Annotated in this window: 15 protein-coding genes; 9 read left to right on the top strand and 6 right to left on the bottom strand. The window is 53.3% G+C overall.

Annotated elements, in window-relative coordinates; translation table 11 throughout:
* Positions 1–49: 49 nt before the first annotated feature.
* Positions 50–946, bottom strand: a complete 897-nt coding sequence (locus FE839_RS02710) for an aldo/keto reductase (RefSeq protein ID WP_138358877.1) — start codon at positions 944–946, stop codon at positions 50–52.
* A 48-nt stretch (positions 947–994) separates the two neighbouring features.
* Complete coding sequence (locus tag FE839_RS02705; RefSeq protein WP_171034808.1) at positions 995–1,237, bottom strand: DUF1289 domain-containing protein; 243 nt, start codon at positions 1,235–1,237, stop codon at positions 995–997.
* A gap of 138 nt (positions 1,238–1,375) precedes the next feature.
* Here FE839_RS02705 and FE839_RS02700 point away from each other — a divergent pair, with 138 nt between their 5' ends.
* From FE839_RS02700 to rnt, 4 genes are all read left to right on the top strand, one after another.
* Complete coding sequence (locus FE839_RS02700) at positions 1,376–1,975, top strand: TetR/AcrR family transcriptional regulator (RefSeq protein WP_138358875.1); 600 nt, start codon at positions 1,376–1,378, stop codon at positions 1,973–1,975.
* 53 nt (positions 1,976–2,028) lie between these two features.
* Positions 2,029–3,126 carry an alkene reductase gene (gene nemA / locus FE839_RS02695; RefSeq protein WP_138358873.1) on the top strand — a complete coding sequence of 366 codons (1,098 nt, stop codon included), beginning with the start codon at positions 2,029–2,031 and terminating at the stop codon, positions 3,124–3,126.
* 79 nt (positions 3,127–3,205) lie between these two features.
* Positions 3,206–3,613, top strand: coding sequence for a lactoylglutathione lyase (gene gloA, locus FE839_RS02690; RefSeq protein WP_138358871.1), 408 nt, complete (start codon positions 3,206–3,208; stop codon positions 3,611–3,613).
* Positions 3,614–3,719: 106 nt separating this feature from the next.
* On the top strand, positions 3,720–4,364 hold the full coding sequence (gene rnt / locus FE839_RS02685; protein ID WP_138358869.1) for a ribonuclease T: 645 nt from the start codon (positions 3,720–3,722) through the stop codon (positions 4,362–4,364).
* A gap of 53 nt (positions 4,365–4,417) precedes the next feature.
* Here the strand turns inward: rnt and grxD are convergent, their stop codons facing one another.
* Entirely contained in the window at positions 4,418–4,765 is a 348-nt protein-coding gene (gene grxD / locus FE839_RS02680) for a monothiol glutaredoxin 4 (RefSeq protein ID WP_004862717.1), read from the bottom strand.
* Positions 4,766–5,104: 339 nt separating this feature from the next.
* Between grxD and FE839_RS02675 the strand changes: the two genes are divergently transcribed.
* Together FE839_RS02675 and sodB are read left to right on the top strand one after the other, a co-directional pair.
* Positions 5,105–5,989: a C40 family peptidase gene (locus FE839_RS02675; RefSeq protein WP_138358867.1), complete on the top strand. Its 885-nt coding sequence runs from the start codon at positions 5,105–5,107 to the stop codon at positions 5,987–5,989.
* A 248-nt stretch (positions 5,990–6,237) separates the two neighbouring features.
* Positions 6,238–6,819 carry a superoxide dismutase [Fe] gene (sodB, locus tag FE839_RS02670; RefSeq protein WP_138358865.1) on the top strand — a complete coding sequence of 194 codons (582 nt, stop codon included), beginning with the start codon at positions 6,238–6,240 and terminating at the stop codon, positions 6,817–6,819.
* Between the two features lie 56 nt (positions 6,820–6,875).
* Here sodB and FE839_RS02665 read toward each other — a convergent pair whose 3' ends face one another.
* Entirely contained in the window at positions 6,876–8,042 is a 1,167-nt protein-coding gene (locus FE839_RS02665) for an MFS transporter (protein ID WP_138358863.1), read from the bottom strand.
* A gap of 166 nt (positions 8,043–8,208) precedes the next feature.
* On the bottom strand, positions 8,209–8,298 hold the full coding sequence (gene cydH / locus FE839_RS02660; RefSeq protein ID WP_138358861.1) for a cytochrome bd-I oxidase subunit CydH: 90 nt from the start codon (positions 8,296–8,298) through the stop codon (positions 8,209–8,211).
* A 295-nt stretch (positions 8,299–8,593) separates the two neighbouring features.
* Between cydH and purR the strand changes: the two genes are divergently transcribed.
* Complete coding sequence (gene purR / locus FE839_RS02655; RefSeq protein ID WP_138358859.1) at positions 8,594–9,619, top strand: HTH-type transcriptional repressor PurR; 1,026 nt, start codon at positions 8,594–8,596, stop codon at positions 9,617–9,619.
* Between the two features lie 18 nt (positions 9,620–9,637).
* On the opposite strand, the gene punR is transcribed toward purR, so the two are convergent.
* Positions 9,638–10,549 (bottom strand): DNA-binding transcriptional activator PunR, encoded by a 912-nt coding sequence (gene punR, locus FE839_RS02650; protein WP_138358857.1) that lies wholly within the window; start codon positions 10,547–10,549, stop codon positions 9,638–9,640.
* A gap of 112 nt (positions 10,550–10,661) precedes the next feature.
* On the opposite strand from punR, the gene punC reads away from it, so the two are divergent.
* On the top strand, positions 10,662–11,846 hold the full coding sequence (gene punC, locus FE839_RS02645) for a purine nucleoside transporter PunC (protein ID WP_138358855.1): 1,185 nt from the start codon (positions 10,662–10,664) through the stop codon (positions 11,844–11,846).
* Between the two features lie 301 nt (positions 11,847–12,147).
* A complete protein-coding gene (gene cfa, locus FE839_RS02640) occupies positions 12,148–13,296 on the top strand; it encodes a cyclopropane fatty acyl phospholipid synthase (RefSeq protein ID WP_138358853.1) in 1,149 nt (382 codons plus the stop codon).
* Positions 13,297–13,307: the final 11 nt, after the last annotated feature.

Below are 13,307 nucleotides of genomic sequence, written 5' to 3'. Positions count from 1 at the left end.
CCGGAATGCTCAACGCACAATGCGCCGAAGCAACGCCTGCTTCAGATGATTACGGCACGTCGTAACCCAGCGCCGCCTTACGGATGCGGAACCACTGCTGGCGGGACATCTTCAGTCTCTCCGCGACAATGGCGGCACTCACGCGCTCAATTTTTCCTGACCCAATAATCGGCAGCGGCAGCGAAGGCAAACGCAGGATCCAGGCGTAAATGACCTGCTCGATACTTTCCGCATTAAGCTCCCCGGCAACCCTGACCAGCTCATCACGCAGCGGCTGGAAGCTTTCGTCGCTAAACACTCGCCCACCACCAAGACATGACCAGGCCATTGGCCGGATACGCAACTGCTGGAGCTGATCCAGCGTACCATCAAGCAGCAATGATTGATGCACCGGAGAAATTTCCACCTGGTTAGTTGCCAGCGTAAACGGCAGTCGCGACTGCAACAGGCTAAATTGGGCGGGTGTGAAGTTGGATACGCCGAAATGACGCACCTTCCCGCTATGATGTAAACTGAGAAAAGCTTCTGCCACTTCATCGGCATCCATCAGCGGGTCAGGCCGATGAATAAGCAGCAGGTCGAGACGATCGGTTGCCAGATTGCGTAACGATTGCTCTGCGCTGAGCATAATATGATTGCGGTCGGTAATATAGTGACCGATGGTATTTTCCGCCCGCGCCCTGGTGGCAATCCCGCATTTGGTGACAATTTCCATCCGTTCACGCAGGTGCGGGGCCCGCTTCAACGCTTCGCCAAACGCCGCCTCACAGCGATAGTCACCATAAATATCGGCGTGATCGATGGTTGTGATCCCCAGATCCAGGTGTTGCTCAACAAAGCTCACCAGCGCTTCGGGGGACATATTCCAGTCCATCAAACGCCAGTAGCCCATCACAAAACGAGAGAATTCCGGCCCCTGCGGGGCCATAGCAATACGCTGAACCATAACCGCTTCCTCAACAAAAAAGTCTCCTGAGTATACGCAATTTTATGCTTAAAACAGTGAGGGTTGCTGAGGTTCTTCCGCACTATCCTGTTTCGCTGCACGCAGTTTGCGCAGCAGCCGCTGGCGGCATAAACGCAGAACCTCCTGCTTCTGCGCATCGCTCATCTTCAGCCAGTTAAAACGCTCATCCCGACTACGCAGACACCCCCGACAGTAGCCGCGTTCATCAGACTGACAAATCCCCCGGCACGGGCTTTGTATCGGGAAGAATTCCAGTTGTTCAGGCACCATACCTCTCCTGTCAGCGCGTACTTATTTTATTGAAGACGTTTCAGCCGTCGTTCGCAAATTTTGTTTATCATCACTCGCGTCAGACGACATTTTATTTATCACTTGTAATAGACCAATCGGTCTATTACAGTGGGCGCTATGAATAGATACAGCGAATGTAATACCCGAGAACATATCCTGGCCACGGGCGAGCAACTCTGCATGCACCGTGGTTTTACGGGTATGGGTCTGAGCGAACTACTGAAAACAGCGGAAGTGCCGAAAGGCTCTTTCTACCACTATTTTCGCTCCAAAGAGGCCTTTGGCGTCGCGCTGCTAGACCACCATTACGCCGGGTATCTTCAGCGCCTGGTGGCACTTTTTAACCACGGCGAAGGTAACTATCGCGACCGCCTGCTGGCCTACTATCAGCAGACGCTGACGGAATTTTGCCTGACGGGGGTAATCAGTGGGTGTCTGACGGTAAAACTGTCGGCTGAGGTGTGTGATTTATCGGAGGATATGCGCACCGCGATGGATAAAGGCGCCAGCCAGATTATCGCCCTGCTGAGCGACGCGCTGGAGAAAGGCCGCCAGGAAGGGAGCCTGGCGTTTAATGGTGATGCATTGATGCTCTCTCGGGTGCTTTACTCCCTGTGGTTGGGAGCCAACCTGCAGGCCAAGATTACGCGCTGCGCAACGCCGCTGGAAAGCGCGCTTGCCCACGTCAAAAATATTATTTCGTCGCCAGGCATGTAACAGGCGTTTTTATTTAATCAATTTCAAGACGACCGGTCTACTCAGGAGTTATTATGTCAGAATCAACGTTGTTTACCCCGTTGCAAGTGGGTGCGGTAACCGTAGCCAATCGCGTATTTATGGCTCCGCTGACACGTCTGCGGAGCATTGAACCCGGCGATATTCCAACCCCGCTGATGGGCGAGTACTATCGCCAGCGCGCCAGTTCCGGCCTGATTATTTCCGAAGCCACCCAGATTTCAGCGCAGGCCAAAGGCTACGCGGGGGCGCCAGGTCTGCATAGCCCGGAACAAATTGCCGCCTGGAAAAAAATTACCGCTGGCGTGCACGCCGAAAACGGGCATATGGCCGTTCAACTGTGGCATACCGGACGCATTTCACATAACAGTCTGCAACCCGGCGGCGCAGCCCCGGTTGCGCCATCCGCCATTAGCGCCGGTACCCGGACCTCACTGCGCGATGAAAACGGTCACGCTGTTCGCGTTGATACCTCAATGCCGCGCGCGCTCGAAACCGAAGAGATCCCGGGGATTGTCGATGATTTTCGCCAGGCGGTGAGAAACGCCCGCGATGCCGGTTTCGATCTTGTCGAACTGCACTCCGCCCACGGCTACCTGCTGCACCAGTTTTTGTCCCCTTCTTCTAACCATCGTACCGACCAGTATGGCGGCAGCGTTGAAAATCGCGCTCGCCTGGTGCTGGACGTGGTTGATGCGGCCTGCAAAGAGTGGAACGCCGATCGTATCGGTATTCGCGTCTCGCCAGTCGGCAGCTTCCAGAATGTCGATAACGGCCCGAATGAAGAAGCCGACGCGCTGTATCTGATTGAAGAGCTGGCTAAACGCAACATTGCTTATTTGCACATGTCTGAACCGGACTGGGCTGGCGGTCAACCGTACAGCAATGAATTCCGCCAGAAAGTGCGCGACCGTTTCCCTGGCGTGATTATTGGCGCGGGCGCGTATACGCTTGAGAAGGCCAATAACCTTATCGGTAAAGGGTTGATTGATGCGGTAGCCTTTGGTCGCGACTATATTGCCAACCCGGATCTGGTCGCTCGCCTGCAGAACAAGGCCGCACTGAATCCGCAACGCCCGGAAAGCTTCTACGGCGGCGGCGCGGAAGGCTATACCGATTACCCGACGCTGTAATCGCTTAATTGATAGCGGCGGGCTATCGCCGCTATACTCAACGTTCTGATGTATCAAAACTCATTGCATAGGGGACATTATGCGCCTACTTCACACCATGCTGCGCGTTGGCGATCTACAACGTTCAATTGATTTTTACACCAATGTACTGGGCATGAAACTGCTGCGCACCAGTGAAAACACGGAGTATAAATACTCGCTGGCATTCGTGGGTTACGGCGAAGAAAGCGATACCGCTGTTATTGAGCTGACCTATAACTGGGGTGTTGATAAGTACGACCTCGGTAGCGCCTATGGTCATATCGCGCTGAGCGTCGAAAACGCAGCGGAAGCCTGCGAGCGTATTCGTCAGAATGGCGGTAATGTGACGCGTGAGGCGGGCCCGGTTAAAGGTGGCACCACGGTCATCGCTTTCGTCGAAGATCCGGACGGTTACAAAATCGAGCTGATTGAAGAGAAAGATGCCGGCAAAGGCCTCGGCAACTGATCTGCTTCGGGCACCCAGGGTGCCCGCTGTTTTCTCCCCTTCCTGCTGCAAGGCGCGACAAAATTTGCCATAATGCGCGCTACTTTTTTTCCGCTAAGAGAATCTGATGTCCGAGAACGCTCAACTTAATGGTCTGTGCGACCGCTTTCGCGGTTTTTATCCCGTGGTAATTGATGTTGAAACCGCCGGATTTAATGCCAAAACCGACGCCCTGCTGGAGATCGCCGCTATTACGTTGAAGATGGATGAGCAAGGCTGGCTGAAGCCGGACGAAACGTTGCATTTTCATGTTGAACCTTTCGCGGGCGCGAATCTGCAGCCCGAAGCCCTGGCGTTTAATGGGATAAATCCAAACGACCCAGAACGCGGTGCGGTGAGCGAATATGATGCGCTGCACGCCATTTTCAAGATGGTACGTAAGGGGATGAAAGAGAGCGAGTGCAGTCGCGCCATTATGGTGGCGCATAATGCCACGTTCGATCACAGTTTTACGATGGCGGCGGCAGAACGCGCGGCCCTGAAACGTAACCCATTCCACCCGTTTGTTACCTTCGATACCGCCGCGCTAAGCGGGCTGGCGCTCGGTCAGACGGTCTTGTCAAAGGCCTGCATTGCCGCGGGAATGACTTTTGATAGCGCCCAGGCGCACTCGGCGCTGTATGATACTGAGCAAACCGCGCAGTTATTTTGCGAAATCGTTAACCGCTGGAAGCGTCTTGGCGGCTGGCCACTGGCCAAAACTGAAGAATAAGCGATAAAAAAGCGACTACATCAGCAGTCGCTTTTTTATTATTGGCAGCCGAATTACTCTGCTTTCGGCTCGTCGGTCTTGTACTTCGCGGCCGTTTCTTTGATCAACTGCTGCAGTTCGCCGCGCTGATACATTTCAATCACGATGTCACAACCGCCGACCAGCTCTCCATCAACCCACAACTGCGGGAAGGTCGGCCAGTTAGCATATTTCGGCAGCTCTGCGCGAATATCCGGGTTCTGCAGGATATCAACATAGGCAAAACGTTCGCCACAGGCAGAGAGCGCTTGTACAGCCTGGGCGGAAAAACCACAGCTCGGTAGTTTCGGCGACCCTTTCATGTACAGCAGGATTGGGTTTTCAGCGATTTGACGCTGGATTTTTTCTACAGTCGTACTCATTGTCGTGCTTCCTTAAACTTCTCTACGGCAGTAATCTGTCATTGTAGCGCTCTGAACGCAGGACCGATAATAACATTTTTTTCACTTGTCATATCTTATCTTCTGTCGACAAAAGTTGCCTTAAAAATATTATTTTATTGCCATCGGCGGCAACGCATTGCGTACTTTTCACCCGGCGAAACGGCTGCCGGACGTATTTTTTTGCAAATGTTAACCAAACGAGACTTTAGATACAAAAGAGTATTAACTTTCCGGGATTTTATGTTTTAGAATCGATGCGTTTTGTCTTTCATCGTCAGGCATCTGTATGTGTCTGTAATTTAACCAGAGGATTGCTCAGTGGCGCGTCTTAATAAAACCGCGATTTCGCTCTGTGCATTACTTTTCACATCGTTTTCTCTTACCCCCCTGGCGCATGCTTCCGGGCATACGCACACTTCTGCTTCGCTAAAATCACATCAGGCCAAAGGCACCACCCCGGAGCGTAAGAAAAAAGCCGTAAGTTCCAGAAGCAAGAGCAGCGCCAGAACCTCCAGCAAGAAAACCTCGACCACCAGACGGATAACACACCCCACTTCCGGTACGCCATCAACCCAAACCGCGCTTCATCGCCAGGTCGCCAGCGCCACGAAAAAATGTGTGCTCCGCAAAGGCTATAAAAAATTGTGCGCAGGCCCGGCAAAACCGGTGGCTGAAAACAGGGTTGTCCGGGCCAGCGTCCAGAAAAAGTGCATCGTGCGTAAGGGGTATAAAACCCGCTGCCGCCCCATCGCCGACGAACGGAAGATCACCCTTTCCGAAGCGCACAAAATTCGGGTACAAAAAGCACAGAACACCGCCATGTCAAAACTGATGAATCAGATTGGCAAGCCCTATCGCTGGGGCGGTACCTCGCCGCGCACCGGGTTTGACTGCAGCGGTCTGGTGTATTACGCCTATAAAGATCTGGTAAAAATCCACATTCCGCGCACTGCCAATGAGATGTATCACCTGCGCGATGCCCGTCCGGTCGATCGCGACGAGCTGCAAAGTGGAGATTTAGTCTTCTTTCGTACCCGTGGGCGCGGTACCGCCGATCACGTCGGCGTCTATGTGGGCAACGGCAAGTTCATTCAGTCCCCGCGCACCGGTCGCGATATTCAGATAACCTCATTAAGTGAAGATTACTGGTTACGTCACTATGTTGGCGCCCGACGCGTTATGACGCCAAAAACGATTCGCTGATTCTGCCCCGTCGTGACGACGACGGGGTAACGTTCTCTTTTGTCACATCTTTTAATTTGCTACTATCACCTTGCGAAATACATGGTTATTACGCGTCCAATGCCCTGAATAATTTGCGTTGCATAACGAAGCGGGGAGCCGTTTTGTACAACGCCCGCGCGGTCCTTCATAGGGCACGCCTGGAACGGACAAACTGCACGGGATGCAGCCGAAGTATGACGGGTATAACGATAAAAAGGAGAGTAGCAATGTCGTTTGAATTACCTGCATTACCATATGCAAAAGACGCCCTGGCGCCGCACATTTCCGCAGAAACCCTGGAATACCATTATGGCAAACACCACCAGGCCTATGTCACCAACCTCAACAACCTGATCAAGGGGACTGCGTTTGAAGGCAAAACCTTAGAAGAGATCGTGCGTTCTTCCGACGGCGGCGTCTTTAATAACGCAGCCCAGGTCTGGAACCACACCTTCTACTGGAACTGCCTGGCACCCAATGCGGGCGGCGAACCGGAAGGCGCACTGGCGGCAGTTATCGCTAAATCCTTCGGCAGTTTTGCGGATTTCAAAGCCAAATTCACCGACGCAGCCGCTAAAAACTTCGGCGCAGGCTGGACCTGGCTGGTGAAAAACGCCGACGGCAGCCTCGCTATTGTCTCCACCAGCAACGCGGGCACGCCGCTGACTGGCGATGCCACGCCGCTGCTGACCGTGGATGTCTGGGAACATGCTTACTATATCGACTACCGTAACGCTCGCCCGAACTATCTGGAACACTTCTGGGCGCTGGTAAACTGGAAGTTTGTTGCCGCTAATCTGGCCGCCTAAAAGCAAACCGCAGAAAGATTGCCCTTTCTGCGGTTATTTTTTCAGTTCATGCAATATTAGTGGTTGGCGAAGGCTTCTTCCTGTTGCGTCCCGCCGCTGAACAGCACCAGCAAGAACGCGAGGCCAGCAATAATCGCGCCCATCACCGGGACAAACGCGTACCCCAGACCAGCGGAAATCACCGCGCCGCCGACAGCCGCGCCCAGCGCATTCCCAAGATTGAAGGCACCGATATTCACTGATGAGGAGAGCCCTGGCGCCTCGTGAGCCAGCCGCATTACGCGCATCTGTAAAGGCGGCACCACCGCAAAGGTCGCCATGCCCCAGACAACCATACTGATAGCCGCGCCAGTCTGCGATTTGGCCAGCAGCGGAATGGCCAGCATAATCGCCATCAGCAACAACAAAAAGCCTTTTAACGTTCCGGTGACAGAACGGTCCGCAAATTTCCCGCCAAGGTAGTTACCCAATGAGAAGCCCACGCCAATCAGCACCAGCATGGCTGTAATAAACAGCGGAGACGCATTGTTGATCGTCCGCAGCACGGGCGAAATATAGGTATAGAGCGTGAACATCGCGCCAGCCCCCAGTACGGTCGTGAGCAAGGCCGATAGTACCTGCGGGCGCATCAGCACCGACAGTTCCTGCTTCACGTTCGGACGCTCCCCACTACTGCCTTTCGCCAGGGAAAACCACAGGCCTGTCATCGCCACGATACCCAGACCCGCCATAGCCAGAAACGACATACGCCAGCCGATGGTCTCACCCAGCCAGGTTGCTGCGGGAACACCGCCGATATTGGCAATCGTCAGCCCCATAAACATTGTCGCCACAGCGCTGGCCTGTTTATGTTTTGGCACCACGCTCGCCGCCACCACCGAGCCTAAGCCAAAGAACGCGCCATGATTAAGACTGGTGATAATACGCGACAGCAGCAGCATGGTGTAATCCGGCGCAATTGCCGAGAGCACATTGCCTAAAGTAAAAATAGCCATCAGAAAAACCAGCGCATTTCTGCGCGCCCGATGAGAGAGCAATAACGTCATCAGCGGCGCACCGATCATGACGCCGATGGCATAGGCGCTAATCAACATTCCCGCCACCGGAATTGAAACATCCACGCCTTTGGCAATAACCGGTAACATGCCCATTGGGGAAAACTCGGTCGTACCGATACCGAAAGCCCCGATCGCCAGAGCAAGCAAGGGGAAATTAATTTTCATGCAAAACACTCCATCAGGCCGCCTTCTACAACGGCATTGCGTCAGAAGCTAAAAGCATGACATCAATCACAGAAAAGCAGAAGTAAACGAAATGGCAAAAGATTTTTGCAAAACGGATAATAATCGTCAGATAAAAAAGGGAGCGCGATGTCTCCCTGACGTGAAATTAGTGCAATACTGCGGTTAATCCTGCAGCAACAATCAAGCCCAGGACAATAATCGTTGTTGTCAGCGAATACCTTAAATTTGTATCCATCAATTTTCCCCCTGATTATCCCAACATAAAAAGTGAGTACGATCATTTTTGCACAGAATAGCGTAAAAATCTTCCGAGATTTAGCATGATGCACATTTTTACTCTTCCCCTTTGCCCCAAGATCGGACAAAATTCCACGCTAATTTGAAAGCGTATCGGCCATTGACCCCTTCCTGTCGTTCTGTGTCGTTTTCCCGACGTGATGCAATGATGATTTTTAGCATCAGGGTGTGTGCAGGCAAACGTTTACGTAGCGATACACAGACGATCAGGTCAAGGTCTGGAGTGAGGAATAATGGCAACTATTAAAGATGTAGCGAAGCGCGCAAACGTTTCCACTACAACTGTTTCACACGTAATTAACAAAACGCGTTTCGTTGCGGAAGAGACGCGCAATGCAGTATGGGCGGCGATTAAAGAACTGCACTACTCTCCCAGCGCTGTCGCCCGTAGCCTGAAGGTGAATCACACCAAGTCTATTGGTCTGCTGGCTACCAGCAGCGAAGCGGCCTATTTTGCGGAAATTATTGAATCAGTTGAGAAAAGCTGCTTCCAGAAAGGCTACACCCTGATCCTCGGCAACGCCTGGAACGATCCTGAGAAACAGCGCGCCTATTTGTCAATGATGGCGCAAAAACGCGTAGATGGTCTGCTGGTGATGTGTTCTGAATATCCGGAATCGGTGTTGAGTATGCTGGAAGAGTACCGCCATATTCCCATGGTGGTAATGGACTGGGGGGAAGCAAAAGCCGATTTCACCGACGCGGTGATCGATAACGCCTTTGAAGGCGGCTACCTTGCCGGACGCTATCTGATTGAGCGCGGCCATCACGATATTGGGGTCATCCCCGGCCCGCTGGAGCGCAACACTGGCGCCGGTCGGCTGGCGGGCTTTATGAAAGCCATGGAAGAGGCGCGAATTACTGTTCCTGAAAACTGGATTGTACAGGGTGATTTTGAGCCGGAATCCGGCTATCGCGCAATGCAACAAATTCTCAGCCAGCATCACCGCCCGACGGCAATTTTCTGCGGCGGGGATATTATGGCAATGGGTGCAATCTGCGCAGCGGACGAAATGGGCCTGCGCGTACCGCAGGATATTTCGCTGATCGGTTATGATAATGTGCGCAACGCTCGCTACTTCAGCCCTGCGCTGACCACCATCCATCAGCCAAAAGACTCGCTGGGCGAGGCTGCATTCAACATGCTACTGGACCGTATCGTCAATAAACGTGAAGTCTCCCGGTCGATTGAAGTGCATCCGCGCCTTGTCGAGCGCCGTTCGGTGGCCGATGGCCCGTTTATCGATTACCGTCGTTAACACCATGTGCGGCGTCGGTTATTCCGGCGCCCGCAACCATTCACGGTTCAGCGTTTCGCTGTCGCCAAGATAATCCAGCAGCCACAGCAGCGCAGGAGATGCATCGCTTTGTTGCCAGGTCAGGCAACAGGCGGCGTCCGGGAATGGATTTTCCAGCGCCAGCGCAGCCCATTTACCGCTATCCAGCCACGGACGCGCCAGATGTTCTGGCACCATGCCGACACACAGTCCGGCGGAAAGGCAGGTTGCGGAAGCATCCCAGTCCGGCACCACTACCCTCTTCTGATTATCCAGCAGCCAGGTCGTGCGCTTCGGCAACGAACGTGACGTATCCTCTCTGACCAGCGATGGCCAGTTGCGTAATACATCGTCGCTCAGTGGGCCCGCCATTTTTGCCAGCGGATGGTGGCTGGCGACAACGCAACTCCAGCTCAGCATCCCCATATCACGGAAGGCATAGCGCCCCCCGACCGGAATCGAACGCGTCGCCCCGATCGCTAATTCCGCACGGCCATCGGCCAGCGCGTCCCAGACGCCGTTGAAAACCTCCTGAGAAACAATCAGCTCAACGTCGTCAAAATGGCGATAAAAATCAACGATCATTTGCCGCATACGCGTGGGTTTGACGATGTTATCGACTGCGATGGACAACTGCCCGCGCCAGCCGTTGGCTATCTGCTGGCACTGCTGACGGGTGATCTGCATTTTTTTGATAACAGAGCGCCCTTCCTGCAGAAACCAGACTCCGGCGGGCGTTAATTCCACATCCCGATGACGACGTTCAAACAGCGGAACCGCCAGCCACTCTTCCAGTTGACGAACGGTATAGCTGACAGCAGAAGGCACACGATGCAACTCCTGCGCTGCGGCGCTAAAGCTGCCATTGCGGGCAACAGCATCAACAACTTCAAGCGAGTATTCCGACCACATTTTTTGCCTGCAAAATTTTTGAAATGAACGAACAAATATTAGCGTTTCACAAGCCGGAATGCACTCCCTACACTCTGCCGCATCATCGCCGTATCACTGAAATGAGAGTTTTATGCAACAACCTGGGAAAGGATTTTTAGTCTGGCTGGCGGGGCTTAGCGTGCTCGGTTTCCTCGCCACTGATATGTATTTGCCGGCGTTTGCCGCCATTCAACAGGATTTGAATACCTCCGCGTCCGCGGTCAGCGCCAGCCTGAGCTTATTCCTTGCCGGCTTTGCTATTGGACAACTGTTCTGGGGGCCCGTCTCTGACCGCTACGGTCGTAAGCCGGTGCTGTTCTGCGGCCTACTGATTTTCGCCCTCGGCTGTCTGGGCATGCTCTGGGTTCAGGACACCCGGCTGATGCTGGCGCTGCGTTTTGTCCAGGCCATTGGCGTTTGCGCCGCCGCAGTCACCTGGCAGGCGCTGGTCACCGATTACTATCCGGCGCATCGCACGAACCGTATTTTTGCCACCATTATGCCGCTGGTCGGACTCTCTCCCGCGCTGGCGCCGCTGCTCGGTAGCTGGCTGTTGGTACATTTCGACTGGCAGGCTATTTTTGCTGTCCTGGCCGCTGTGGCTCTGGTGCTGATCCTGCCGACCATTCGTCTGAGATCTGTTAATAAGCCATCCGTCAATACACAGCAAAAGCTCACTTTCTTTACCCTGCTTCGCTCACGTGAATATAGCGGTAATGTGCTGATTTACGCCGCCTGCTCCGCAAGCTTTTTTGCCTGGCTGACCGGCTCACCTTTTATTCTCCATGATATGGGCTATGGCCCAACGGCGGTCGGTCTGAGCTACATTCCGCAAACTATCGCTTTTCTGGTGGGCGGTTACGGCTGCCGCGCGGCCCTGCAAAAGTGGTCAGGCGGGCAAATCCTGCCCTGGCTGCTGGCTATCTTCACTATCAGCGTTGCCGCCATCTGGATGACCGGCCTGCAGGATAATGTCACGCTGGTCGGATTGATGATCCCGTTCTGCGCCATGGCGGCGGTAAATGCGGGAATTTATCCCATCGTTGTCGCTCAGGCCCTGAAGCCCTTTCCACAGGCCACCGGCCGCGCCGCCGCGTTGCAAAATACCTTACAGCTCGGTCTCTGTTTCGTTACCAGTCTGCTTGTCTCGGCACTCATTGCGCATCCGCTGCAAACCACCACCCGCGTGATGCTGGTCTCCATTGTGCTTGCCGGCATCGGTTATCGTCTGCAACACAACGCTGCGCGGCGGGTAACTGACACGTCGCATGCCTAAAATAGACGCCTGACTTGGCCCCCGGATTTAGTCATTAGCTGGCTAAGATATTTTTATTGAAAGCCCGTTTTTAGCGGCCTATACTGAATCCGGTATCACATAAATAGAATATTCAACAAATCTTAACGGGAGCAGGATGCATCCCGTTTCACCATGGATGGCCTTTCGGCAAGGGTTATCTCCCTTCCTCTGTTCTACGTCGGATAGCAGTCTCGCGGTTAATCCGTGGGATTTCTCACAAAACCAAAAAAACGTCTACGCTGTTTTAAGGTTCTGATCACTTGGGCGTGATGGAGAAGCTATGAGTTCATCGTGTATAGAAGAAGTAAGTGTACCAAATGATGACTGGTACCGGATTGCAGCTGAATTGTTAGGCCGTGCCAATATTGAGATCAACGGCCCCGCCCCCTCCGATCTGCAGATTAAAAATCCGCATTTTTTTAAACGCGTCCTGCAGGAAGGGTCACTGGGATTAGGCGAGAGTTATATGGACGGCTGGTGGGATTGTGAGCGACTGGATATATTTTTCTATAAGGTCCTGCGGGCCGGTCTGGAGAATCAACTCCCGCACCATCTTAAAGATACGCTACGTATTGCTGGCGCTCGTTTGTTCAATCTGCAAAGCAAAAAAAGATCATGGATTGTCGGTAGAGAACACTACGATTTAGGCAACGATCTCTTTAGCCGCATGCTCGATCCTTATATGCAATATTCCTGCGGTTACTGGAAAGATGCGCAGAATCTGGACGCCGCTCAGCAGGCAAAATTAGATCTTATCTGCCGAAAATTACAGCTTGAACCCGGAATGCGGGTACTGGATATCGGCTGCGGCTGGGGCGGGCTGGCGTACTACATGGCGAAAAACTACCAGGTCAGCGTTGTTGGCGTCACGATCTCTGCGGAACAGCAGAAGATGGCTCAACAGCGTTGCGCAGGGCTGGACGTGACGATTTTACTCCAGGACTATCGGGATCTGCACGATAGTTTCGACCGTATCGTTTCGGTCGGGATGTTCGAGCATGTCGGGCCTAAAAACTACAATACCTATTTTGAAGTGGTCGATCATAACTTAAAACCTGATGGTCGCTTCCTGCTGCATACGATCGGTTCGAAAAAAACCGGCCACAGCGTTGATCCGTGGATCAATAAATATATCTTTCCTAACGGGTGTCTGCCGTCGGTACGTCATATTGCCGAAGCCAGTGAAACGCATTTCGTGATGGAAGACTGGCATAATTTCGGCGCCGATTATGACACTACCCTGATGGCCTGGTATGAGCGTTTCCTTAATAGCTGGCCGGAAATTGCCGATAACTATTCGGATAGATTCAAACGCATGTTCAGTTATTATCTAAATGCCTGTGCCGGCGCTTTCCGCGCGCGCGATATTCAGCTCTGGCAGGTCGTTTTTTCTCGCGGCGCAGAGCACGGTCTTCGCGTTGCTCGTTAATTTCTGCTCCA

This window comes from Klebsiella indica, from assembly GCF_005860775.1.
Taxonomy (GTDB): Bacteria; Pseudomonadota; Gammaproteobacteria; order Enterobacterales; family Enterobacteriaceae; genus Klebsiella; species Klebsiella indica.
The sequence above is the reverse complement of the archived record's forward strand: the minus strand, read 5'-3'. Positions and strand labels throughout refer to the sequence as shown.

What these genes read in the sequence shown, in the direction of transcription:
- punR (WP_138358857.1), bottom strand. Translation starts at nt 10,549, where the DNA reads ATGTGGTCGGAATACTCGCTTGAAGTTGTTGATGCTGTTGCCCGCAAT.
- cfa (WP_138358853.1), top strand. Translation starts at nt 12,148, where the DNA reads ATGAGTTCATCGTGTATAGAAGAAGTAAGTGTACCAAATGATGACTGG.
- purR (WP_138358859.1), top strand. Translation starts at nt 8,594, where the DNA reads ATGGCAACTATTAAAGATGTAGCGAAGCGCGCAAACGTTTCCACTACA.
- nemA (WP_138358873.1), top strand. Translation starts at nt 2,029, where the DNA reads ATGTCAGAATCAACGTTGTTTACCCCGTTGCAAGTGGGTGCGGTAACC.
- sodB (WP_138358865.1), top strand. Translation starts at nt 6,238, where the DNA reads ATGTCGTTTGAATTACCTGCATTACCATATGCAAAAGACGCCCTGGCG.
- rnt (WP_138358869.1), top strand. Translation starts at nt 3,720, where the DNA reads ATGTCCGAGAACGCTCAACTTAATGGTCTGTGCGACCGCTTTCGCGGT.
- punC (WP_138358855.1), top strand. Translation starts at nt 10,662, where the DNA reads ATGCAACAACCTGGGAAAGGATTTTTAGTCTGGCTGGCGGGGCTTAGC.
- FE839_RS02665 (WP_138358863.1), bottom strand. Translation starts at nt 8,042, where the DNA reads ATGAAAATTAATTTCCCCTTGCTTGCTCTGGCGATCGGGGCTTTCGGT.
- cydH (WP_138358861.1), bottom strand. Translation starts at nt 8,298, where the DNA reads ATGGATACAAATTTAAGGTATTCGCTGACAACAACGATTATTGTCCTG.
- FE839_RS02705 (WP_171034808.1), bottom strand. Translation starts at nt 1,237, where the DNA reads ATGGTGCCTGAACAACTGGAATTCTTCCCGATACAAAGCCCGTGCCGG.
- grxD (WP_004862717.1), bottom strand. Translation starts at nt 4,765, where the DNA reads ATGAGTACGACTGTAGAAAAAATCCAGCGTCAAATCGCTGAAAACCCA.
- gloA (WP_138358871.1), top strand. Translation starts at nt 3,206, where the DNA reads ATGCGCCTACTTCACACCATGCTGCGCGTTGGCGATCTACAACGTTCA.
- FE839_RS02700 (WP_138358875.1), top strand. Translation starts at nt 1,376, where the DNA reads ATGAATAGATACAGCGAATGTAATACCCGAGAACATATCCTGGCCACG.
- FE839_RS02710 (WP_138358877.1), bottom strand. Translation starts at nt 946, where the DNA reads ATGGTTCAGCGTATTGCTATGGCCCCGCAGGGGCCGGAATTCTCTCGT.